A 21,706-nucleotide genomic window follows, 5' to 3' on the forward strand; every position below is an offset into this window, starting at 1 on the left:
CTAGAGTGAAAGGCAACAGGCAAGAAACAAGAGCAGTTGACAACACATCGCGGCAGGGAGCACATCACATGCGCAGACTGGTTCTGGGGGTATTGGCACTGGCACTGGCAACAGGGTGCGGGCGCCCGCCGGACAGGGCCGTCAGCACGCCCGAAGTCACCCGCACTGAGCCTGCCAATGCGCGGTTGTCCGGGGTGCGGACCTACCCCCGGTTCGGCGACCGTGATCCGCATGATTGGGAGGGGCGCAAGCCTTGGTCTTATCCTGTTCACGGCATCGATGTCTCGCGCTATCAGGGAGAGATCGACTGGCGCAAGGTGCGCCGGTCAGGGGTGTCCTTTGTCTATATCAAGGCAACCGAAGGCGGCGATCATACGGACGCCAGGTTCCGAGATAACTGGCGCGGGGCACTTGCAGCGGGGCTCAAACGCGGCGCCTATCATTACTATTACTTCTGCCGCCCGGCAGCGGAGCAGGCCCGCTGGTTCATCCGCAATGTGCCAAGGGATCCGAACGCGCTGCCGCCGGTGCTGGACATGGAGTGGAATCACCGCTCCCGCACCTGCAAGCTGCGCCCTGACGGCGCTAAGGTGCGGGCCGAGGCACGCAAGTTCCTGAACATCCTGGAGCGCTATTATGGCAAGCGCCCGGTGGTCTATACGACGGTGGATTTCTACCGCGACACCGGCATCGGCCGTCTCAGCGGCACCGAATTCTGGCTGCGCTCCGTGGCGAGCCATCCGCGCAAGGTCTACCCGGGCGAAAACTGGAGTTTCTGGCAATACTCCGGCACCGGAGAGGTGCCGGGGGTTGCGGGCGACGTGGACCTCAATACCTTCCGCGGCAGCCAGGAGAGCTGGATGAGGTGGTCGGGGCAGATCTAGAGCAGGAAGGAATGGGGCTTCGCCCCCTCGCGCCTTGGGCGCTCACCCCCAGAGTATTTGAAACCAGAAAGAAGCCTGCTTCTTCTGGCTGCAAATATCTACCGTGTTGCTTCGGTCAATACCTTGCACACCTTGAGCCTGGGCAAGGAGCGTGAAGACCTCAGATATCGGAACGCTCTTTGTCCAGGTGATTTCTGTAGAGCTGTCGTTCGTCTCTTGCACGGAGAATGCCGACGAGAGCCCAACCTGTGAATTGGATACGCGCGCTGAACCAGTTCATCGAATGGCGCGGCGCACCCAGGACAATTCGAGTCGATAACGGCCCGGAGCATGTCAGCGGAACGCTCATGGAGTGGGCTGAGAACAGGGGCATCACCCTGGCCTATATCCAGCCTGGCAAGCCCCAGCACAACGCCTATGTCGAGCGCTGCAACCGGACGGTCCGGCACGAATGGCTTGGTCTCTACATCTTCGAAAGCATCGAGGAGGTGCGGCAGATTGCCACCGAGTGGCTGTGGTCCTGCAACAACGAACGCCCCAACATGGGCAACGGAGGGATGACACCTGCACAGAAACTAAGATTGGCCGCGTAAAATTCTATGACCAAGCCCCCGCAAAAATGGGGGGATTACCATGCCAAAGGTGGTCGTCAAGAAAAAGCGCGGGTTGATTTCGTCGCTCTGTGCCGAAGCCTAGGTGCTTTAGTATGGCTAGAGACAGAGTTTTCGAGCCAATTTCAGGGCTGAGCTGATGCTTTACTGGCATTCAGGATGTTGCTGATGTGCAGAACATATACCAAAGGTCGTGCTGCCAATCGCCGTTGGGTGTAGCTGTGTTGATCATGTATCTTTTCAGACCTGTGTCGACATAAGCTGGTTCTCGACATTTGACCCGAACCGGGTGTTTCCCGGTGTCGTTGTAGAGAACTGTTCCGTTCGCATCTGTTTCAACCAGTTTGATGACCACTTCAAAGTCGAAATCTTCCTCTCTGGCGACCTGATACTGGGTCGCGCTCAATCGAACCATGGTGGCGTCCGGGAAACTGGCAGTGTGGAAGATTATCTGTTGGGCCGCACTAGGCGCAGCAACAAGAAGAAGGCCAACCACTATTGGAAGGATATACATATCCAAACTCCCGCAGCGCTCGCCTCATGGCAACAATAGCACAAACTGCCGCTGCGCACGATTCATAAATTCGAAACTTAAGGAGCTATTCCTATTTCACGTGCGCCCGCGCTGGAGCCAGATGCCGCAGGTAGGTGCCAGATTGCTCAACAAACGGAGTACTTTCGGAGCTGTTGCGCCGGCAGTGCGGCTGAGCCATCCGAAAAGACGTGGCGGCTGGTAATCTGCTCCGAGGTCCACCGGGAGCACGCACAGCAGCTGCGTGTTTGCCTGTGGGCGGAATCGGCGCGACTGCATTATTTGCTTAACCGACATAGGTACAGCTATGGGGCGAGAAAAGGGATCTGAGCTACCCCCGAATTTCGGACACTGACGTGAGCTACGATTTGCTGTCTGCTGAACTTCGACGAAGAGGAGATCAGAGATGTCGAAACGGAAGCACCATTCGCCTGAGTTTAAGGCCAAGGTCGCGCTTGAGGCTTTGAAAGGCGAACGGACTGTCGCTGAGCTGGCAAGCCAGTTTGGCGTTCACCCAACGATGATCCACAGCTGGAAGCGGGCGCTACTGGAGGGGCATCCGGTGTGTTCGAGCGTGGCCGCAAGAAAGGCCCGGAGATCGACGAAGAGCAGGGTAAAGAACTGCACGCCAAGATCGGGGAGCTGGCAGTTGCTAACGATTTTTTGCCACGAAAGCGCAAGCCGCGGATCGGCAAGTGAGACGCAAAATGGTCGAACCTGCCAATCCTGAGCTGTCTACCGGCAAGCAATGCAGGCTGCTGTCGATCCCGCGGCCGTCGTTCTATTGCACGCCCAAGGGCGAAACGGCTCTGAACCTGATGCTGATGCGGCAAGTCGATGAGCAGTTCCTGGAAACACCGTTCTGCGACCCACAGGCGCCTTGGCAGAAAGGCACCGTCGAGAACACCAACAACAGGCTGCGAAGATACCTGCCCCGATCAACCGAACCGACGGCGCTGACAAATCGATATTTAAGGTCGATTTGCCACCGCCTCAATTCCACGCCGCGCAAATGCATCGGATGCCGGACCCCCGCGGAGGTGTTTGAATACCACCTGATAGAAATTCAGAACCAATTGGAATAAAACAGAATATCAGAAACTGCACTTCACCGTGAGTTCACAGAATGCGTCTACCTGCAGGCTTGGGAAACCGGATCTGAGGCAAGGGCGGGCGTCGGAAAGTGGGTGGAATTCTACAATCGGAAGCGCCCGCATTCCGCCCTTGGCAGCAGACCGCCAGCCGTGGTCCATTGGCTGAGAAAAGACGAAACCCAACCCGGTCAGCAGGGGCAGAGAGTAGCTCAATCTACGCCGGAAACTGTCCAGCGATTGGGGAGTAGCTCGAGATACTGGCCCCTGGAAAGGATGCCATCAGGCGGTGCCAGGTGGCATCCAGACAGGTACCTTGAGGATCAATTATCTTGTGGCTGGTCCATCATGCCATCACCAGGCTGATTGCTTTTGGTTGGCTGGCCGCCATTGCCCATGCCGGACCCTTCCATCTTCTGCTTCATGCGTGCCGTCTGGGTTGAGATTTCTTCCTCAGTCACCGCGCCGTTACCGTCCGCATCGAGATGTTGAAATCGGTCCACCATTTGTTCGCGGATCATAGCGCTGTGGAAGGTTTCGAACTCATCGATCGAAAGCGTGCCATTGCTGTCCGTGTCGTACTCCTTCAGAGCGGATTGAAGTTTTTCCGCCAACATGCCGGGTTTGCCCATGCCTAACATCTGGCGGTCCATCATGGCGCTGCCCATGGCGTGCCGCCCGTGCATCTGCATCATCATGTCATGCATTCGCTTCATGTCAGGCATCATACCGCGGCCCAACATCTGCGAATCTGCATTTTGTTGCATCATGCCTGATGTATTGGCGCCGGATTTGCCGCCGTGGCCGTGGCTGGCCTCTGCCAGTGCCGCACCCGCCATTGTGCCGGATACCGTGAGAGTGAGCGCAAGAAGTTTCAAGTTCGTCATGTCCAGACCTTTCCAAGGGATGTTTGGATGCAGCCAATCTGGGATGTCAGGGGTGGTCTTGCCAGTGTTCCGGGCCCCGGGAAGTGTATCGCTCTGTCACAGCCGAAGCAGTTGATACATTCCGCGACAAAACTCTGCAGGACCACTTGCAGCAATAACCTATAATTGGTGCAAATGAATGAAATGCCGCATATTCTCGTCGTTGACGATCACCGTGAAATCCGGGCCGCGGTAACACGCTACCTGGAAAAGAACGGCATGCGCGCAACTGCAGCGCAAGACGCAGCAGAGATGGATGCGAAACTGGCAACCGGCCATTTCGATCTGATCGTTCTGGACGTGATGATGCCGGGCGAGGACGGATTGTCGGTCTGCAGGAGATTGTCTGGCGAAGGCGGTACTCCAATCCTGATGCTGACGGCCCTTGGGCAGGATACCGACCGGATAGTCGGCCTTGAGATCGGTGCCGACGACTATTTGCCAAAGCCTTTCAATCCGCGCGAGCTTTTGGCACGCATCAAAGCGATCTTGCGACGAGCCGGCCGCTCCGAACCGCTGGCAGGCCGCTTGGCCGGCAAAAAGGTCCGGTTTGCCCAGTGGGTACTGGACAGTGATCGTCGTGTTCTCATTGACGGCACCGGGCAGGAAACTGCCCTGACCGGTGCCGACTTCAAGCTGCTGACGGTTTTGCTGGAGCGTGCGCGCCTGGTTCTGAGCCGGGATCAGCTTATGGATCTAACCGCGGGCCGGCGGGCGCCGCCGCTGGACCGGACGATAGATAACCAGATCAGCCGCTTGCGCCGCAAGATTGAGCAGGACCCCATGCAGCCGCGCCTGATCGTCACTGTTCGCAACGGCGGCTACAGCCTGGCGGCAGATGTGGAGGTGACGGACGGATGAGGCATGTCCTCAACAGTCTGCGCGGCCAGCTGGTGCTGCTGGTGATCCTGGCGCTGGCCGCCGCCCAGGCGGTCAGTCTGTGGCTTTTTGTCGACGAGCGCGGTTTGGCGGTACGCGCGGCTCTCGGAGCGGAAACTGCCGGGCGTGCGGCTAATGTGGCCAGGCTGATCGAAGAAGCGCCTGCGAGTTTGCACGCCTCGATCCTGCGGGCTGCGAATTCGCCGCTGGTACGATTCGGAATCGCACCGGAGCCCGAAGTCAAACATACGTCGCATAACGGAAACGGGATTGTCGAAGAGCGCGTGCGCGCACTGCTGGACGGCAATTACGGCCGGGAGATCCGGGTTGAGCTGCATGAGGTTGATGGCGCAGAGCTGCCGCTGCCGCATCTCGATCAGGAAATGGCCGCCATGCACCGGGAAATGATGCGCGGTCACATGTCGGCGATTGAATTGAAGCTGTCCATCGCTTTGTCTGGCAGCCAATGGCTGAATGTCGGGACCCGGTTCGAACGGCCCCCCCTGCAATGGCCGCTTTATTCGACACTGACTTTTGCACTCAGCGCCGGCTTCATTCTGATTGTTGTATTCTGGTTCCTGATGAGCCGGGTAACTGGACCGCTGCGCAGGCTTTCGGTTGCTGCTGACCGGTTGGGCAGGGGAGAAAATGTGGCCACACTGCCTGCAGTAGGGCCATGTGAAATGCAGGATCTGACCGGCGCGTTCAACCGGATGCAAGAGCGGCTGACACGTTTCGTTGCAGACCGCACACGGCTGCTGGCGGCCTTGAGCCACGACCTTCGCTCGCCTTTGACAGCCATGCGGGTCAGGGCGGAGTTCGTCGACGAGGATGAAACCCGGGACAGTCTCATTTCCTCGATCGAGGAAATGCAGAGTATGGTTGACTCGGCATTGGCTTTTGCCGGCGGGCTGGCAGTATCCGAGCCGCTTGAAATGTGTGAACTGGGCAGTTTCCTCGAACAGTTGCGCGCCGACATGTTGGAACGGTTTGATCTGCATCCCGGCGCTCCTACAGATGTTCGCTTGCGGCCAAACGCAATGCGGCGGGCTTTGCGCAACATCATTGAGAACGCGCTGCGCTATGGTGGCTGGGCCCGGGTCGGATACGGCCATGACAATCAACACGCATTGATCACCGTGGCGGATACGGGACCCGGTATCCCGGAAGAAGACTTGGAGCGGGTCTTCGATCCGTTCCTGCGGCTGGAGACATCCCGCTCGCTGGAGACCGGCGGCTACGGGTTGGGGCTGTCCATCGCCCGCACGATCCTGCGGGCTCATGGCGGTGACATCACCCTTGCAAATCGGGCAGACGGAGGGCTGCTGGCCACCCTAGTAATCCCGCTTTCCGGCGGGGGCACACAGTAGAAACTTGAGACGGAGACCGATATGAAACGACTGATTGCACCATTGGCGATTGCGATTTTGCCCATGTCCGCCGCATTGGCTTGGGCTGACACCAATGGCGACTGGGACGGGGGATATGGCCACATGATGTGGTCAGGTGGCTTCGGCATGCTCGGAGCTCTGATGATGCTGTTGTTTTGGGGAGGCCTTATCGCGCTGGTCGTGGTGGGGGTGCGATGGCTGACCGACAAAGGCCAGGCAAGCCCCGACGCCTCCAGCGACGCGCTGCAGGTTCTGCGCAGCAGATTTGCCAGCGGCGAAATCGACGAGGAGGAATTCAAGCGCCGCAAGGCTGCCCTCGACGAATGATCTTTTTGCTCAGAAGTCTAATCTACCGGCCAAGGGCTGACCAGGGACCGCAGCCCTTGGCAAAATGAAAAGTAGCCCAAGCAGTGATTATCCATGGAGCAAAGCTAGTATTAGACTCTGGCAGAGGCGAAGCGGGCGATACGGCACCGGAGAAAACAATCGGAGGAGATATGCACCGACGGGATTTTATTGCTGGAGCAGGAGCGTTGACTGTGCTGGGCTCACAGGGCAGCGCGCATACGCCAACGCTTCCGGTGTACAACATGCCCGAAGAGTTCTTACCGCGCGAGGTGCGCATCCAGAACGATCTCGCGCCATACGTGTTGCATGTGGATCCAGGACAGTTCGCGCTGTACTGGACGCTGCCTGAGGGGCGCGCGATCCGTTATGCAGTCGGAATTGGCCGGCCTGGCCTATATGAGGCGGGTGAATTCTATGTCGGCGCGAAAAAGGTGTGGCCCAGCTGGACGCCGACCCCGGATATGATACGGCGCGAACCGCACCGCTATGCCAGGTTTGCCGATGGCATGCCTGGCGGTCTCGGCAATCCTCTTGGCGCACGTGCGCTCTACCTGTTTCAGCCGGGGCGCGGGGATACATTTCTGCGTGTTCACGGCACCAACGAACCGGATACAATTGGACGGCGCGTGTCGAATGGTTGTGCAAGGCTTGTGAACGATCAGATGATCGACCTCTACGATAGGGTGCCGTTGGACACCCGGGTTGTGCTTCACCCAGTGGTGGACCTGCCTGCCTGAGGTGGCGCTCAGGATCTTCTGTTTGCTGCAACAGCAGCTTTTGCGGGCGTCGAAATTCAAGACGGTAAGTTCAAGATGGTATTGCAGAATAACGCGTCTCAATTCCTCTTTCTGAGCGCACCAAACCTTCGGCCCGGATGCGGTGCGGGCATTCGGTAAATCAAAATTGAAAATACAGGCACTTGTGGCCGCTCTGTGAAGCTGCGCGATCACGCCAAGGATACATTCGGATACAATATCGACTGTGAGCGGGTATTGACCTTCCCATGCTGGAAGGTGGCAGTTCAAAGCCAAATAAAAAACGGTTTGGAGGCAGGCATGGCAAGCAAGTCCTGGTTGGAGGCGCGCAGGTGAGTGCTGCTGCGCCATTTCGCCAAACTTATAAACGCCATAATCAGCCTTCTGCCAACTGACCGAATGGTTTGACTATTGCGGTAATCCGTACATCAGTGAACCGCCCCTTGTAGTTCGCCTGCCTAAGAGGAAATAGAAATGTTCTCACGACGAAGGTTTCTCACAGCAGCGGGCGCTGCTGGTATCCTGGCGGAACTGCCGGTCCGGGGGGATGCTCTGGAACCGGATCTGATGGAATTGCACGCCACCGTCAAGGCGGTGCAGCTACTGCCACCGGACTACCCGAAAACACAGATTTGGGGCTATGCAGGCGGCACGCCGGGGCCGGAAGTCCGGGTGCCCCAAGGCGGCCGGGTGCAGCGACGATTTGTCAACGGCCTGCCGCAAGCAAGCACAGTCCATTGGCACGGCATCCGTGCGGCGAATTCGATGGATGGGGTGGCAGGGCTGACCCAGGCGCCGGTACCGCCGGGTGGCAGCTTCGATTATGATTTCACCGTTCGGGATGCAGGCACCTATTGGTATCACGCGCACAACCGGTCGGCCGAGCAGGTGGCGCGCGGGCTGCACGGCTCGCTCATTGTTGACGAAAAGGCACCTCCGGATATTGACCGGGATGTCACATTGGTACTCGATGACTGGCTGCTGGAGCCGGATGGTGGGCAGCTATTTCCAGACTTCGAGACGCGCCACGACCGGTCACATGCTGGCCGGTTGGGCAATTTCATTTCGACCAACGGACAGTCAGCTTGGACCCAGACGGTGAAGCGGCACGAGCGGCTTCGGCTCCGGCTGATCAATGCCTCCAACGCCAGGATTTTCATACTGGCGCTGGTCAACTTCGAGGGCTGGGTGATGGCACTGGACGGGATGCCGCTGCCAGCCCCCAAGGCTGTTACGGAAGAATTGCTGCTTGGCCCTGGTCAGCGTGCTGATCTCATTGTTGATGTTACTGCCGGAGAAGGCGAAGAGGCGTTTCTCGCGCGGATCGACGGCAACCGGGGCTATGCCCAGGCTGTCTTCCCGGTGCGGGGCGTGTCCAGCACTTCCCGGCGTGGCACCCCGGAGCCGCTCCCGCCGAACCCGGCGATGGAGGTGACGGGTCTGGAGACCGCGAATCAGCTGCGGCTGGACATGGCTGGCGGGGCGATGGGGTCGCTGCGCAGTGCTGTGCTCCAAGGGCGGAAGGCAGGCTTCCGGCAGATGGCGGAGGCCAATCAATTCTGGGCCTTCAACGGTACTGTTGGCATGACGCAGACTCCGCTGGCCACGGTGGCACGGGGCGAGACTGTCCGGGTCACAGTGTCCAACGACACAGCGTTCCCGCACGCTATGCATCTGCATGGGATGCATTTCCGCACCGTCCATGCCGATGGCTCGATGGGCCATCTGCGCGACACGCTTCTCAGCTTTGCGGGCGAAAGCCACGAGATTGCTTTTGTTGCCGATAACCCCGGCGACTGGGCTTTCCACTGTCACATGCTTTCGCATGCAGCCTCTGGCATGATGACCTGGATCCGGGTGCAAGCATGACACGGGCGGCCATCAGTGCAGCTGCGGTGCTGGCTGTCGCCGGGATGGGGGCGGCGTGGGTTATGCGGGCGGGTAGCCCGACGGCTCCGCCCGCGGAAACGGAAGCTGTGCCCATTGCACAGGGAAAGGCGCTTTATGCGGAGTATTGCGCGTCCTGCCACGGGGCAAATCTGGAGGGCCAACCAAATTGGCGCAGCCCAGGGGAGGATGGCCGCCTGCCGGCGCCTCCGCATGATGAGACGGGCCACACTTGGCACCATTCTGACCGAATGCTGTTCGAATATACCAAATTGGGGGGGCAGGCTGCGCTAGCAAACAGCGGAGTCGCCTTGGACAGCGGTATGCCAGGCTTTGGCAGCCAGCTTAGTGATGCGCAAATTCGCGGTATCCTGCATTTCATAAAATCAGCTTGGCCCGAGCGCGAGCAGCGGTACCAAGCAGAAAGAACAGAAGTAGAAGCCCAGCAAGAAGGAAAAAGCCAATGATCCCTCCGAAACGTATAATGCTGGCCCTTTGCCTTGCTGTTTTGCCTTTGCCCGGTCTGGCCGAAGAATTGACAGAGGCGGAGATCAAGAAGCTGGTTTATGAGGCTATCCTGGAGCGGCCCGAAATCATTATGCAGGCGGTCGAAATGCTGCAGCGTGACCAGGACGCCGCCAAAGCTGAAGCTGCTCAGGCGGTTCTTGACAACAACCGCGCCACGCTGGAACGCGATCTCAACGCCCCGGTTCTGGGCAATCCCGAAGGGGATGTGACGGTTGTCGAATTCTTCGACTACAACTGCCCCTATTGCCGCCGTGCGATGGCTCCGGTGCAGGGGCTGCTGAAGGATGATGACAATGTGCGGCTGGTCTACCGCGAATGGCCGATCCTGGGCGACGGGTCCGTCTTTGCAGCACGTGCCGCTCTGGCTTCGCGCAAACAAGGCAAGTACGAAGAATTTCATTGGGCACTGATGGGAATGCAGGGCAAGGCCACGGAGGCGTCGGTCATCCGTATCGCGCGTGAAACCGGGCTGGACGTGGAGCGGCTGCGCCGGGACATGGACGCACCAGAGGTGGAGGAGCATATCGCAACGTCGATGGAGTTGTCGCGCCAATTGGGCTTCAACGGCACGCCATCTTTCGTGATTGGCGGCAATTTAGTTCCCGGTTTTGTCGAGCAACCGCAACTGCACGAATTAGTAAACCAGGCACGCAAAGCTGCGGAGTGATGCCATTGCTCTTTTGCCGTTAACAGCAATCAGGCTCGGTGCAATTCTGCTAGGAAAGCTCACACAATTTGTATCCAACTGTCGCAATGCGTACCGTTACGACCGAGCGATACACTTGCCCATCCGGGCAAGGTGGATCAGTCAAGGCTGAATGTCCTAATGTGTGGAAAGTGGCGATACATCAATAAGAGCAGCCAACTATTTCGGCAAGGAAGGCACATGCTGCGCACAGGAACATCGCCGGAAATCCGTCGCCGCCACAGGGCGGTACTAGCCGTTCTGGCCGTTGCTCTGTTGCTGTTGCTTGTTCTTTGGACGGCTGGTGCTTTACCGCCTGCAATGACGCGTGAAAACATAGCCGCCTGGGTCAATGCGGCGGGCTTCTGGGGGCCGCTGGTGATCGTAGCGCTCATGACTTTGGCGATTGTTGCCAGCCCTTTGCCCTCTGCTCCCGTAGCGGTGGCAGCCGGGGCGGCCTACGGGCATGTGCTGGGCACCGGTCTTGTTGCACTGGGGGCCGAGTTGGGAGCGGTCATTGCTTTTCTGATTGCCCGGCGGTTGGGGCGCTCGGCTATCCAGCGCCATCTGGGCGCCAAGCTTGAGATAGGCCTCTTGGGATCGCAGAATGCACTGATGCTGACCGTGTTTGGCAGCCGCCTTTTGCCCTTCGTTTCATTCGACCTGATCAGCTATGCGGCAGGGCTGACAGCATTGCGGTTCTGGCGCTTCGCACTCGCAACCGCGGCTGGCATTCTGCCAGCGAGTTTCATCCTCGCGCATCTTGGCAGTGAGCTGGCCAACTCCGAGGGGCCTGGAGCCATTTGGGCAGTACTGGGGTTAGGGCTGCTGACCGGAGTTCCCGTTCTTTGGGCTGCTTGGAAGCGAGAAGAAACCGGTTGAGGCAGATCAAGACCGCCAATCGAAAAAAGTGTAGACTTGAGTAGTCATTTGGAGAACCTGATCGTGGTCGTTGCTGGGGCAACATATAAGAGAATTGGGCTGCGGCAGCTGCGCTCGGCGCTGCGCCTGTCTCTTGTCTTGCTGCTGACTGTAATTCTGGTGATCACTGTGCTGGTTGACCGAACGGTTGAACCGGAACTGACCATTCCTGCTGAGGAACACGTTCTGGCGACCGGTTGGGATCACTGGCAGAGCGCGAGCGTTCAGGACCAGCGGAACACAGTAGGAGTGCCTGCACCAATCGGCGACTGCGGGCCGCATAGCATCTGTCACGCCTTAGCAACGTTCCCATTCTTCCGGATGCCGGAGTGGGAGCCGGCAGCATCTGTTGCCGCCCCCGGACGCTGGCTGATCCTGAGCGGTATTGCCTTTTCGCCACCTCCGCACCCTCCGAAATTTTTCTGAACTGCACGTCCAGTCCAATTGAGCGTCACGCCTCACGGACTGGGCTATGGGCTTCTTGCTGGCTGTGAGCCACGCGGCTTTTGCCGTGCAAGCCCACGCTGGAAGCCTAGCCGCCGGGGTGCGCCAGATCGTACTACCGAGGCGATCCGCTCGGGGTCAACGCCATCGGCACGACCCTGCGCCCGCCGATACGGGGCCCTCTGGTCGCCAGAAGGATAACACAGACGGCATTTCCCAAATGGAAGAGCAATGAGATGAGTGAACTCTCTACCAAGATGGCCTCTGATTCAGCACAGGAAGCGATGTTCGTTTGCCCGATGCATCCGCACATCCGGAATGCCGAAGCCGGGGACTGCCCGGTTTGCGGGATGCACCTTGTTCCAGAGGCTGGCAAGGAAGTCACCGGGCAATCTGACCATCATGGGCACGCAGCCTCAGGGCACGGTGAAGCCGCTCCGGGCGGGGTTTTTGACAAGGTGCCAGCGGGCTGGGCCGACCCTGTGTATACCTGCCCGATGCATCCGGAGGTGCGGCAAACCGAACCTGGGGCATGCCCTCTTTGCGGGATGGGGCTGGAGCTTGAGGCCGGATCGGTGGCGGAAGAGGGCGTCAACCCCGAGCTGGCCGATTTCACCCGGCGGTTCTGGGTCGGTGCAATGTTGACCGCTCCGCTGCTGGTTCTAACCATGGGGCCTTATACCGGCCTGGCAGGTGTCCGGGAAATATTCGGGGAACGCACCACGCTGTGGATCGAGCTTCTGCTTGGCACGCCGGTTGTCTGGTGGAGCGGCTGGCCGTTTCTTGTTCGCGGCTGGAACTCTTTCCGCACCATGAACCTCAATATGTTCAGCTTGATCAGCATGGGGGTGGCGGCGGCTTGGCTGTTCAGCGTTGCAGCAGTGCTTGCACCGGGCATGTTCCCTGACGGCTTCCGTGACGCCGAAGGGCATGTGGGCGTCTATTTCGAGGCTGCGGCAGTGATTGTCACGCTTGTTCTGTTGGGGCAGGTAATGGAATTGCGGGCCCGGGAAGGTACCGGGCGGGCGATCCGCGCGCTGCTGGATATGGCGCCCAAGACCGCACGGGTGATCCGCATCGGCGGACAGGAAGAAGAGATCCCCCTGGATGAGGTGCAGGTGGGAGACCGGCTGAGGGTGAGGCCGGGAGACAAGGTGCCAGTGGACGGCACGGTGTTGGAGGGACGCTCCTCGGTCGACGAAAGCATGATTTCCGGAGAGCCTGTCCCGGTCGAGAAGGTCGAGAGCTCCAGTGTTACCGGTGCGACGATCAATGGCACCGGGTCATTGGTAATTGAAGCGACGAGGGTAGGGGCCGACACGATGCTGTCCCAGATCGTCGATATGGTCGCCAAGGCCCAGAAAAGCCGCGCACCCATCCAGAAATATGCCGACAAGGTGGCAGGCTGGTTTGTGCCGGCCGTGATTGCTGTTGCGGTTCTGGCTTTTGCTGGATGGGCGATCTGGGGCCCGGCTCCTGCGCTGAGCTATGGGCTGATCGCCGCGGTTGCCGTGCTGATCATCGCCTGTCCCTGTGCGCTTGGCTTGGCAACGCCGATGTCGATCATGACTGCGACCGGCCGGGGGGCACAGGCCGGGGTGCTGATCAAGAACGCCGAGGCGCTTGAGCGGTTCGAAAAGGTGGACACGCTGATCGTCGACAAGACCGGCACCCTGACCGAGGGCAAGCCGCGGCTGATCGCGGTTCTGCCGGAGCCGGGCCATGACGAAGCGGAAGTGCTGCGGCTGGCGGCGACGCTGGAGAAAGGCTCGGAACATCCTTTGGCCGAGGCCATCGTGACCGGCGCGCTGGAGCGGGGTATCGGACTTGGTGATACCACGGAATTTGATGCAGTCACCGGGAAGGGGGTGCAAGGGCGTGTGGACGGTCATGCTGTGGCGCTCGGCAACCTGCGCCTGGTGGCGGACCTGGGGCTGGAGGCTGCCGGTCTGACGGCCACGGCTGATGCCCGCCGGGATCAGGGTGAAACCGTAATGTTCGTGGTGCTGGATGGCGCCGTGGCCGGCCTGGTGGCCGTTGCCGATCCGGTGAAGGAAACCACCCCCGCCGCGCTGAAGGCGCTGCATGACCTGGGCTTCCGCATCATCATGGCCACCGGCGACAATGAACGCACGGCCCGCGCCGTGGCCGGGAAGCTGGGCATCGACGAGATTCGCGCCGATGTGCTGCCGCAGGACAAAGCCCGCATCATCCGCGAGTTGCAGGAACAGGGGCGCAGCGTCGCCATGGCCGGAGACGGCGTAAATGATGCGCCCGCGCTGGCGCAGGCGGATGTCGGTATTGCCATGGGCACCGGCGCCGATGTGGCCATCGAAAGTGCGGGTTTCACGCTGGTTCAGGGCAACCTGGACGGCATCGTGCGGGCCCGCCGGCTGGCGCGGGCCACCATGCGCAACATCCGGCAGAACCTGTTCTTCGCCTTGATCTACAACGCTTCCGGGGTGCCGGTCGCGGCGGGGATACTGTTTCCGGTCTTCGGCATTCTGATCAGTCCGATGTTCGCCGCTTTTGCAATGAGCGCGTCATCAGTTTCCGTGGTGCTCAATTCCCTGCGCCTGCGTGGGGTGAAGATATGACCGGACATATTCTCATTTCCCGCGCCTCTCTCCCCGGCGTTAAAGGCGCTGCCGGACGTGGCCGCTGTGTTCAGGGCCAGACGGCCGCCGGCAGTTGTTGTAGCACTCGGCAAGTGAAAAACCGGGGCCGGGCCGCGAGCGGAGAGCGTGTCGGTGCAGGACGTCGAGCAGGCCCGCGCCGGATCGCAGACGCCACAGCAAACAGCACAGAAACCAGGCAATTAGTTCATAGGAGCCCGCGATGAGCGAGGAAAGTGAAGGACGCACCCAGGCTGCGGAGTACAAGTCCGGCTCGATCTCCCTGACCGGGGCTGTCGCCATGGGCACCGGCGTGATGATCGGGGCCGGTATCTTTGCGCTGACGGGGCAGATTGCTGGACTGGCAGGACCCTGGTTCCCTCTGTCGTTTGCCGCAGGTGCCCTGGTCACGTTGTTCAGCGCCTACAGTTATATCGCGATGTCCAATGCCTGGCCTTCTGCCGGCGGGATCGCGATGATCCTGACCAAGGCATATGGTCCGGGCACGGTGGCGGCTGCGGCCTCGGTTCTCATGGCGCTGTCGATGGTGATCAATGAGAGCCTGGTGGCGCGTACCTTTGCGACTTATGCGCTTCGGCCTTTCGGTATCGATGGCGGACCGTTGGTGCCGCTGATCGGCGTGGCGCTGATCATCTTCGCCTACATGGTCAATGTTTCCGGAAACCGCTCGGTCGGGCGCTGGTCGATCGTGATGTCCGCCGTAAAGATCGCGGGCATCGCGTTGTTCGGTATTGCGGCACTCTGGGCCAGCGGCGGGGAATGGCAATCCGGGAACGGCGGTGCAGAGACCGGCGCGCTGGGCTTTGCCGGCTCTGTGGCCCTGTCGATCCTGGCGTTCAAAGGTTTCACCACGATAACCAACAGCGGCGCGGAAATCACCGATCCGCACCGCAATGTCGGCAAGACCATCCTGATCTCAATCGCGATCTGTACCGCTGTATATCTGCTGGTGGCCTTGGCCGTCGCCACCAGCCTCAGCACGGAACAGATCCGCGCAGCGCAGGATTATGCCCTTGCGGAAGCGGCGGGCCCGGTGCTCGGGCAGGTTGGATTCTATCTGACCGTGGCGCTGGCGCTGGTGGCAACCGCGTCGGGGCTGATCGCCAGCATATTCGCCGTTTCCCGCATGCTCACTATGCTGACCGACATGAAGATGATCCCGCACAGCCATTTCGGCATGTCCGGCTCCATCCGTTCCCATATGCTGATTTATACCGTGTTTGTTGCCGGTGCATTGACCGTTCTGTTTGACCTGGGGCGCATCGCCTCGCTTGGGGCGTTCTTCTATCTGGTCATGGATATGGCGGTGCATTGGGGCGTCTGGCGGAACCTGCGGGACAAGATCGAAGTGCGCGGCTGGATCCTGCTGACTGCATTGGCTCTCGACGCGGCGGTTCTGGCGGCATTTTCGGCGATCAAGTGGCAATCGGATCCATTGATTGTGGTGATTGCCCTGGCGGCCATCGCCTTGGTGCTGCTGGCTGAGCGGTTGTTTCTTGCCCGCAACGGGCAGCGCGACAATGCAGCCGGCACACACAGCCAGCACCCCCAGCCATCTGAACATAAGAAAGAAAGGAACCTGCAATGAGTAGCGAAACCGCACAGGAAAGCATCGTTCGAAACACTCCGAAGCCATCCACCTGGCGCAAATGGGGGCCATTGGCTGGGTCACTTGCCCTTGGCGCACTTGTACTGGGATGGGAATACCGTGAGTTCGTATTGCCGCTTATCTGGTCGCCGGCCTCACTTTTGGTTGCCTGCCTGGCAATGCATTTCTTGATGCACCGTGGCCACCGGGCTGCCGGGAGGCAGGAAAATGATGGAGAGAGTGCGGATGGGTCAGGCGGCCCATCGTGACTGCCGTTTCAGAGCATCGCATCAGCCGGATTTTTGGCAGCTCGCTTCTGCTAACCACACTGGCTGAACTAGTTTATCTGGTCGTCTGGGGCTTCTGGCTGTTCCCGGATGGCAGCTGGATGGGGAAGGTTGTTTGGACGCTCACATGTGCTGTTGCGATGGGCGCGGCGATTGGCGCAGGGATTCTGTTGTGGGCCGAACCCCTGCGCAACAGCCGCTCCGCGTTGTGGCGTGCAGCAGCCATTGTCGTGATTGTTGGCAGCTATTGCGCTGTCATGTGCAGCGTCCTCGATGCCCGGTTCAACTATTTCGGCGGATCCGGCAACCGGGTTCTTTTCCTCGCTTCCGGCTTGTTGCCGCCCTTCCTTGGCGGCTGGCTTTTAGGCTGGTGGCTGTATCGCTGGAAGGCAGGCAACAGGACGCCAACAGAAACGGAGTAAGTTCGTAACAGTATCAAGACCCTATCAAGAAAGGAGAGGATCATGAAAACTCGCAGTTTTGCAGTTCTGCTTTATGCCGCGGTGGCGGCGGCGTCTTCCGCACTGGCAGGGAACAATAACAAGCCCGCCTTGGAGCCGCAGTCCATGTTGGCGAATGGTCTGATGATGCCCGAGATGAATGCGGCGCGAGGGCGGGAACTCTTTGCCGAGAAGGGTTGTGTCGTGTGCCACTCAGTCAATGGGGTCGGTGGAACTGATGCTCGAGCGCTGGATGCTGATACCATGAAGGAAAAAATGAACCCCTTTGAATTCGCCGCCCGTATGTGGCGCGGGGCGCCAGCGATGATCACGCTGCAGGAGGAGGAGCTAGGCGGCCAGATTGAGCTCTCAGGCCAGGAATTGGCCGATATTATCGCCTTTGTACATCATGCCGAGGAACAGAAGCATTTTTCGCAGGATGCCATACCCAATCATGTGATGAGCATGATGCATCACCAGGGCGAAGCCGATCACCACGCTGATGAAGCTGATGACGATCACTAGGGCTGTTGGGCGAGGCCGCCTAAAGTTACCCTGCTGCAATTCCCGGGAAGGGAGATTGACCATGATACAGACCAATGCCTATCAAGAAAATGCTGGACCTGAGACCCGGCGAGACATCCTCTACTATGCTACGGGAGGTGCCGCAGCCGTGGCCGCTGGAGCCGCCATTTGGCCACTGATCGACAGCATGAACCCGAGCGCAGATGTTTCGGCACTTTCGGTTGTGCAGGTCGACCTTGAGGGTGTCGAGCCAGGCAGCCGGATCACGTTGAAATGGAAAGGCAAACCCGTCTTCATCGACCACCGGACCGAAGTCCGGATTGCTCAGGCGCGCGCGGATGACGCAGAGACGCTGATAGATCCGGAATTGGACGCCAAGCGGGTACAGAAGCCCGAGTGGCTGATAGTGGTCGGCGTGTGTACTCACTTGGGCTGTATCCCGTTAGGCCAGGGAAGTGGCGATCCGACTGGCGGATACGGGGGATGGTTTTGCCCCTGTCACGGCTCGCACTATGATACTTCCGGCCGTATCCGTAAGGGCCCGGCTCCGCGCAACCTGGATGTGCCGCCTTACGAATTTGTTACCGACACGCTGGTGAAGATCGGCTGATGCCGAGGAAGCCACGGCCGGTGTGCAGGCGGCTTTGATGGGGGCAGTCTTGTGGACGTATCCTCAAGGCAGTGCGGCAATGCACGCCACGTAATTCTGGTGGGGTGCTTTTGCCGGTTGCACGAATGGTAACGGAACCGCCGAAGGTCTGATGGCGATCCGGAAGCCACTGGCGAACCCATGGCTTGTCCGGCAGCTTGTCCGGCAGAGAGAACGCGGAAGAAATGTATCCCTAGCCAAAAACAAGGGTGCCGCAGTTAGCGGCACCCTTGAACAGTGTCAGCAAACTTCGGAAGCGTAGCCTTCCTCCTTGAGCGCTGCCTGGATGCTCTCACGAGCAGCTTTGCTTTCGATCCGGACTTTCCGCGCACCCATATCAAACTCCAGTGTCGCGCTGCTGTCCAGGTTGGTGACTGCTTTCTCAATTGCCGCTTTGCAATGGCCGCAGCTCATGTCGTTGATCTTGAATGTGATCATGCTTGGTTCTCCTTGGTTCCATGCCAGCCGCTACCGGATTACCGCACGGGAAGGTCAAGCGGGCAATGCACTGTCAATCACCGGATGAAATTTTTGCAAGCAGGCAGGGGAATTATCATTGACCTTCCAGTCACTGGAAGCCCCATATAGCTGCAAACAACCAACTTTGGTGATGAAATGACACAGAACGAAACAGTCCGGTTCCAAGTTGAAGGCATGAGCTGCGCATCCTGCGTGGGACGCGTGGAACGCGCGCTGCAGGCCTTGCCCGAAGTCACCGGTGCCACGGTCAATCTCGCGAACGAGACTGCGCAGGTCAGCCACGACGGGTCGCTCTCTGCCGCTGGCCTGGCTGCAGTGCTGAAGGAGGCCGGGTATCCCGCTGTGACCGATGAAGCCACACTGGAAGTCCAAAACATGACCTGCGCCTCTTGCGTCGGCCGTGTGGAACGGGCGCTCAAGGCGGGAGCGGGGGTTTTGGACGCCGCCGTCAACCTGGCTACAGAAACCGCGACGGTGCGGTTTGCAGCGGGCGCCACAACACCTGCCGAACTTGCAGCGCTGGCTACGGCAGCTGGGTATCCCGCGCAGCCGAAATCCAGTGTGCAGAACAACGCAGAAGAGCGCAAAGTGGAGGAAGCCCGGCAGCTGGCTCGGCGGACGCTCTTTGCAGCCGTTCTTGCCCTGCCGGTGTTCCTGATCGAGATGGGCAGCCATGTGATTCCAGGCATGCATGAATTCGTAGCGGGCGCGGTCGGGATGCAGACCAGCTATTTCCTGCAATTCCTGCTGACCACGTTCGTCCTGTTCGGGCCGGGCCTGCAATTCTACACCAAGGGCTTTCCGGCTCTCCTCAAAGGCGCGCCTGACATGAATTCGCTGGTGGCACTGGGCACATCGGCGGCCTACGGGTTCTCGCTGGTGTCGACCTTCGCGCCCTCTTTGCTGCCTGCGGGGACGGCCAATGTCTATTACGAGGCCGCCGCGGTGATCGTCGTTCTGATTCTGCTGGGCCGGCTGCTGGAAGCCCGGGCCAAGGGCCGCACGGGCGAGGCGATCCGCAAACTTGTCGGGCTGCAGGCGAAAACCGCGCGGGTTGAGCGTGGCGGCGAAATTGCGGAGCGCGCGGTCGAGGACATCGTGGTGGGTGATATCATCCACGTGCGGCCGGGCGAAAAAATCGCGGTCGATGGGGTGGTTCTGAGCGGCTCCTCTTATGTCGATGAAAGCATGATCACAGGTGAGCCCGTCCCAGTGCAGAAATCCGCAGGCTCCGAGGTCGTGGGTGCCACTGTGAACGGCACCGGCGCCTTGACCTTCCAGGCGGCGAAAGTGGGCAGCGACACCATGCTGGCGCAGATCATCCGGATGGTCGAGCAGGCGCAAGGCGCAAAGCTCCCGATCCAGGGGCTGGTGGACCGGATTACCGCCTGGTTCGTGCCCGCCGTGATGGCGGTTGCAGTGCTGACGGTTGCTGTCTGGTTTCTGTTCGGCCCGGATCCCGCGCTCAGCCTCGCTCTGGTCGCAGGGGTAGCTGTACTGATCATTGCCTGCCCCTGTGCCATGGGTCTTGCAACACCGACCTCGATCATGGTCGGGACCGGCCGTGCCGCCGAAATGGGGGTTCTGTTCCGCAAGGGGGACGCGCTGCAGCTGCTGCAGGAAAGCACTGTGGTTGCGCTCGACAAGACCGGCACACTTACCGCTGGCCGGCCGGAGCTGACCGACCTGATCCTGGCCGGCGGCCAGGTCGAAGATGAGGTGCTGCGGCTGGTCGCCGCCGTAGAAAAAAGTTCGGAGCATCCAATTGCCAAGGCTATCGTTGCGGCAGCGGAAGCGCGAGGGATCAAGCTGCCGGACGCCGACAGCTTTGACTCGATCACCGGCTTTGGCGTCCAGGCATCGGTCGGAGGCCGTCAGGTGCTGATCGGCGCGGACCGGTTTATGGAACGCGAAGGCGTGGATCTTGATGCGCTGGCCGGACAAAGCGATGCGCTGGCCAGCAAGGGCAAGACACCGCTTTACGCTGCTATTGACGGACGGATTGCCGCCGTGATTGCCGTGGCCGACCCGGTCAAGCCGACAACGCCTGGTGCCATTGACGCGCTGCACAGGCTGGGCCTCAAGGTTGCCATGATCACCGGCGATAACGCCGTGACGGCTCAAGCAATCGCAAGCGATCTGGGGATTGACCATGTGGTTGCCGAAGTGCTGCCCGAAGGGAAGGTTGCGGCGCTTGACAACCTGCGTGCGGATGGCGGCAAGCTGGCCTTTGTCGGGGACGGTATCAATGATGCACCGGCCCTTGCCGCTGCGGATGTAGGTATCGCTATCGGCACAGGAACCGATGTGGCCATTGAGACTGCGGATGTGGTGCTGATGTCTGGTGACCTCAACGGAGTTGTCAACGCCTTTGCAGTAAGCCAGCGCACCATGCGCAACATCCGGGAAAACCTGTTCTGGGCGTTCGGCTACAATACTCTGCTGATCCCTGTCGCAGCGGGGGTGCTATACCCATTCGGTGGGCCGTTGTTGTCACCGGTGCTAGCAGCAGGCGCTATGGCACTGTCCAGCGTATTTGTTCTGACCAATGCGTTGCGCCTGCGCTGGATCAAACCAGCGGCAGGAACGCACGAGGCTGCCATCAGAAGACCGAAGGCCGCATTGCAGTCCGCGCCAGCTGAATGAGGCTGACCGAAGGGAGAAATAGCATGAATATCGGGGATGTTGCAGAACGGTCGGGCGTGCCGGCCAAAACCATCCGATGTTACGAGGATATCGGATTCATCAAACCCAAGCGCGGTCGCAACGGATGTCGCAAAATCGAAGAGAGCGAGCTGCACCGTCTGGCCTTTGCCGGTCGGGCCCGGTCACTTGGGTTCACGATTGAGGACTGCCGGACCTATTGGCGCTTTATGATGACAAGTCCCGCGCCAACGTCGAAGTAAAGTGCGTTGCGGAACAAAATCTGCAAGAGAACGACGCAAGAATATCAGGTCTGAAAGCCATGCGTGACACGCTCAGGTACCTTGTTGAGGAATACTCTGGCGACCATCGGCGATCGCCCGATCCCGGAAACGCTCAGCAACGGCCCCGCTCACAACTCATGAACAAAATCAAAGGGCGCCCCGCGCTAAACCGCGGGCATGAGGGAAGGGGCCACAGGGCCGCAATGGTATAAAAGCCTGTCATCCGCCAGGCTACCGCCTAACGGTCTTAGGCCTGTGTTCAGTGTAGAAATTACTTCGGTCCTGCCGTCGC

The 21,706-nt window shown here is 59.8% G+C and carries 21 protein-coding genes and 5 pseudogenes; 23 read left to right on the forward strand and 3 right to left on the reverse strand.

The window, feature by feature from the left end; translation table 11 throughout:
• The first annotated feature begins 68 nt into the window (after positions 1-68).
• A complete protein-coding gene (locus tag AQUI_RS0113635; protein WP_027258004.1) occupies positions 69-884 on the forward strand; it encodes a glycoside hydrolase family 25 protein in 816 nt (271 codons plus the stop codon).
• A gap of 224 nt (positions 885-1,108) precedes the next feature.
• Positions 1,109-1,477 (forward strand): annotated as a pseudogene (locus tag AQUI_RS27955) (transposase); the annotation flags it as partial.
• Between the two features lie 172 nt (positions 1,478-1,649).
• Here the strand turns inward: AQUI_RS27955 and AQUI_RS0113645 are convergent.
• Positions 1,650-2,009: a hypothetical protein gene (locus AQUI_RS0113645; RefSeq protein ID WP_027258006.1), complete on the reverse strand. Its 360-nt coding sequence runs from the start codon at positions 2,007-2,009 to the stop codon at positions 1,650-1,652.
• 424 nt (positions 2,010-2,433) lie between these two features.
• Here AQUI_RS0113645 and AQUI_RS30760 point away from each other — a divergent pair.
• The 4 genes and pseudogenes from AQUI_RS30760 to AQUI_RS30765 form a co-directional block, all read left to right on the forward strand.
• Positions 2,434-2,571: pseudogene (locus tag AQUI_RS30760) on the forward strand (transposase); the annotation flags it as partial.
• A 20-nt stretch (positions 2,572-2,591) separates the two neighbouring features.
• Positions 2,592-2,726 (forward strand): hypothetical protein, encoded by a 135-nt coding sequence (locus AQUI_RS32240; protein WP_281172033.1) that lies wholly within the window; start codon positions 2,592-2,594, stop codon positions 2,724-2,726.
• Positions 2,727-2,875: 149 nt separating this feature from the next.
• Positions 2,876-3,112, forward strand: a pseudogene (locus tag AQUI_RS30025) (transposase); the annotation flags it as partial.
• Between the two features lie 39 nt (positions 3,113-3,151).
• Positions 3,152-3,280 (forward strand): annotated as a pseudogene (locus AQUI_RS30765) (integrase core domain-containing protein); the annotation flags it as partial.
• Between the two features lie 161 nt (positions 3,281-3,441).
• On the opposite strand, the gene AQUI_RS27970 reads toward AQUI_RS30765, so the two are convergent.
• Entirely contained in the window at positions 3,442-4,005 is a 564-nt protein-coding gene (locus tag AQUI_RS27970) for an EF-hand domain-containing protein (RefSeq protein ID WP_027258007.1), read from the reverse strand.
• Between the two features lie 174 nt (positions 4,006-4,179).
• Between AQUI_RS27970 and AQUI_RS0113665 the strand changes: the two genes are divergently transcribed.
• The 15 genes from AQUI_RS0113665 to petA all read left to right on the forward strand — a co-directional run bounded on the left by AQUI_RS0113665 (position 4,180) and on the right by petA (position 17,968).
• Positions 4,180-4,905 (forward strand): response regulator, encoded by a 726-nt coding sequence (locus AQUI_RS0113665; RefSeq protein WP_027258008.1) that lies wholly within the window; start codon positions 4,180-4,182, stop codon positions 4,903-4,905.
• Positions 4,902-6,293, forward strand: coding sequence for an ATP-binding protein (locus AQUI_RS0113670; protein ID WP_027258009.1), 1,392 nt, complete (start codon positions 4,902-4,904; stop codon positions 6,291-6,293). Before AQUI_RS0113665 ends, AQUI_RS0113670 begins: the two co-directional genes overlap by 4 nt.
• A 21-nt stretch (positions 6,294-6,314) precedes the next feature.
• Positions 6,315-6,641 (forward strand): SHOCT domain-containing protein, encoded by a 327-nt coding sequence (locus tag AQUI_RS0113675; protein ID WP_245596921.1) that lies wholly within the window; start codon positions 6,315-6,317, stop codon positions 6,639-6,641.
• Positions 6,642-6,811: 170 nt separating this feature from the next.
• The gene (locus AQUI_RS0113680) at positions 6,812-7,399 is read left to right on the forward strand and encodes a L,D-transpeptidase (RefSeq protein ID WP_027258011.1); all 588 of its coding nucleotides are present in this window, start codon (positions 6,812-6,814) and stop codon (positions 7,397-7,399) included.
• Between the two features lie 492 nt (positions 7,400-7,891).
• Complete coding sequence (locus AQUI_RS0113685; RefSeq protein WP_035919968.1) at positions 7,892-9,286, forward strand: multicopper oxidase family protein; 1,395 nt, start codon at positions 7,892-7,894, stop codon at positions 9,284-9,286.
• Between the two features lie 62 nt (positions 9,287-9,348).
• On the forward strand, positions 9,349-9,771 hold the full coding sequence (locus tag AQUI_RS0113690) for a c-type cytochrome (RefSeq protein WP_245596986.1): 423 nt from the start codon (positions 9,349-9,351) through the stop codon (positions 9,769-9,771).
• A complete protein-coding gene (locus AQUI_RS0113695; protein ID WP_051371901.1) occupies positions 9,768-10,499 on the forward strand; it encodes a DsbA family protein in 732 nt (243 codons plus the stop codon). Before AQUI_RS0113690 ends, AQUI_RS0113695 begins: the two co-directional genes overlap by 4 nt.
• A 219-nt stretch (positions 10,500-10,718) precedes the next feature.
• Positions 10,719-11,399 carry a TVP38/TMEM64 family protein gene (locus AQUI_RS0113700; protein ID WP_051371902.1) on the forward strand — a complete coding sequence of 227 codons (681 nt, stop codon included), beginning with the start codon at positions 10,719-10,721 and terminating at the stop codon, positions 11,397-11,399.
• Positions 11,400-11,435: 36 nt separating this feature from the next.
• Positions 11,436-11,864 (forward strand): hypothetical protein, encoded by a 429-nt coding sequence (locus AQUI_RS0113705; RefSeq protein ID WP_169730792.1) that lies wholly within the window; start codon positions 11,436-11,438, stop codon positions 11,862-11,864.
• Between the two features lie 317 nt (positions 11,865-12,181).
• Positions 12,182-14,479, forward strand: a complete 2,298-nt coding sequence (locus tag AQUI_RS0113710) for a copper-transporting P-type ATPase (protein ID WP_425411837.1) — start codon at positions 12,182-12,184, stop codon at positions 14,477-14,479.
• A 241-nt stretch (positions 14,480-14,720) separates the two neighbouring features.
• Entirely contained in the window at positions 14,721-16,106 is a 1,386-nt protein-coding gene (locus AQUI_RS27975) for an APC family permease (RefSeq protein WP_084294400.1), read from the forward strand.
• On the forward strand, positions 16,103-16,375 hold the full coding sequence (locus AQUI_RS32480; protein WP_084294402.1) for a DUF2933 domain-containing protein: 273 nt from the start codon (positions 16,103-16,105) through the stop codon (positions 16,373-16,375). The genes AQUI_RS27975 and AQUI_RS32480 overlap by 4 nt, the downstream gene beginning before the upstream one ends.
• Positions 16,372-16,815 (forward strand): hypothetical protein, encoded by a 444-nt coding sequence (locus AQUI_RS0113720; protein ID WP_027258018.1) that lies wholly within the window; start codon positions 16,372-16,374, stop codon positions 16,813-16,815. Before AQUI_RS32480 ends, AQUI_RS0113720 begins: the two co-directional genes overlap by 4 nt.
• Before the next feature lie 42 nt (positions 16,816-16,857).
• Complete coding sequence (locus AQUI_RS27980) at positions 16,858-17,358, forward strand: c-type cytochrome (RefSeq protein WP_211236017.1); 501 nt, start codon at positions 16,858-16,860, stop codon at positions 17,356-17,358.
• 61 nt (positions 17,359-17,419) lie between these two features.
• Entirely contained in the window at positions 17,420-17,968 is a 549-nt protein-coding gene (petA, locus tag AQUI_RS0113730) for a ubiquinol-cytochrome c reductase iron-sulfur subunit (protein WP_027258019.1), read from the forward strand.
• Positions 17,969-18,247: 279 nt separating this feature from the next.
• Here the strand turns inward: petA and AQUI_RS0113735 are convergent, their stop codons facing one another.
• The gene (locus AQUI_RS0113735; protein ID WP_027258020.1) at positions 18,248-18,445 is read right to left on the reverse strand and encodes a heavy-metal-associated domain-containing protein; all 198 of its coding nucleotides are present in this window, start codon (positions 18,443-18,445) and stop codon (positions 18,248-18,250) included.
• A 177-nt stretch (positions 18,446-18,622) separates the two neighbouring features.
• On the opposite strand from AQUI_RS0113735, the gene AQUI_RS0113740 reads away from it, so the two are divergent.
• A complete protein-coding gene (locus AQUI_RS0113740) occupies positions 18,623-21,133 on the forward strand; it encodes a heavy metal translocating P-type ATPase (RefSeq protein WP_027258021.1) in 2,511 nt (836 codons plus the stop codon).
• 23 nt (positions 21,134-21,156) lie between these two features.
• Positions 21,157-21,626 (forward strand): annotated as a pseudogene (locus AQUI_RS27985) (MerR family DNA-binding protein).
• Positions 21,627-21,706 lie beyond the last annotated feature (80 nt).

It is taken from the genome of Leisingera aquimarina DSM 24565, from assembly GCF_000473165.1.
Taxonomy (GTDB): Bacteria; Pseudomonadota; Alphaproteobacteria; order Rhodobacterales; family Rhodobacteraceae; genus Leisingera; species Leisingera aquimarina.

What these genes read in the sequence shown, in the direction of transcription:
- AQUI_RS0113635 (WP_027258004.1), top strand. Translation starts at nt 69, where the DNA reads ATGCGCAGACTGGTTCTGGGGGTATTGGCACTGGCACTGGCAACAGGG.
- AQUI_RS0113645 (WP_027258006.1), bottom strand. Translation starts at nt 2,009, where the DNA reads ATGTATATCCTTCCAATAGTGGTTGGCCTTCTTCTTGTTGCTGCGCCT.
- AQUI_RS27970 (WP_027258007.1), bottom strand. Translation starts at nt 4,005, where the DNA reads ATGACGAACTTGAAACTTCTTGCGCTCACTCTCACGGTATCCGGCACA.
- AQUI_RS0113665 (WP_027258008.1), top strand. Translation starts at nt 4,180, where the DNA reads ATGAATGAAATGCCGCATATTCTCGTCGTTGACGATCACCGTGAAATC.
- AQUI_RS0113670 (WP_027258009.1), top strand. Translation starts at nt 4,902, where the DNA reads ATGAGGCATGTCCTCAACAGTCTGCGCGGCCAGCTGGTGCTGCTGGTG.
- AQUI_RS0113675 (WP_245596921.1), top strand. Translation starts at nt 6,315, where the DNA reads ATGAAACGACTGATTGCACCATTGGCGATTGCGATTTTGCCCATGTCC.
- AQUI_RS0113680 (WP_027258011.1), top strand. Translation starts at nt 6,812, where the DNA reads ATGCACCGACGGGATTTTATTGCTGGAGCAGGAGCGTTGACTGTGCTG.
- AQUI_RS0113685 (WP_035919968.1), top strand. Translation starts at nt 7,892, where the DNA reads ATGTTCTCACGACGAAGGTTTCTCACAGCAGCGGGCGCTGCTGGTATC.
- AQUI_RS0113690 (WP_245596986.1), top strand. Translation starts at nt 9,349, where the DNA reads ATGCGGGCGGGTAGCCCGACGGCTCCGCCCGCGGAAACGGAAGCTGTG.
- AQUI_RS0113695 (WP_051371901.1), top strand. Translation starts at nt 9,768, where the DNA reads ATGATCCCTCCGAAACGTATAATGCTGGCCCTTTGCCTTGCTGTTTTG.
- AQUI_RS0113700 (WP_051371902.1), top strand. Translation starts at nt 10,719, where the DNA reads ATGCTGCGCACAGGAACATCGCCGGAAATCCGTCGCCGCCACAGGGCG.
- AQUI_RS0113710 (WP_425411837.1), top strand. Translation starts at nt 12,182, where the DNA reads ATGCATCCGCACATCCGGAATGCCGAAGCCGGGGACTGCCCGGTTTGC.
- AQUI_RS27975 (WP_084294400.1), top strand. Translation starts at nt 14,721, where the DNA reads ATGAGCGAGGAAAGTGAAGGACGCACCCAGGCTGCGGAGTACAAGTCC.
- AQUI_RS32480 (WP_084294402.1), top strand. Translation starts at nt 16,103, where the DNA reads ATGAGTAGCGAAACCGCACAGGAAAGCATCGTTCGAAACACTCCGAAG.
- AQUI_RS27980 (WP_211236017.1), top strand. Translation starts at nt 16,858, where the DNA reads ATGAAAACTCGCAGTTTTGCAGTTCTGCTTTATGCCGCGGTGGCGGCG.
- petA (WP_027258019.1), top strand. Translation starts at nt 17,420, where the DNA reads ATGATACAGACCAATGCCTATCAAGAAAATGCTGGACCTGAGACCCGG.
- AQUI_RS0113735 (WP_027258020.1), bottom strand. Translation starts at nt 18,445, where the DNA reads ATGATCACATTCAAGATCAACGACATGAGCTGCGGCCATTGCAAAGCG.
- AQUI_RS0113740 (WP_027258021.1), top strand. Translation starts at nt 18,623, where the DNA reads ATGACACAGAACGAAACAGTCCGGTTCCAAGTTGAAGGCATGAGCTGC.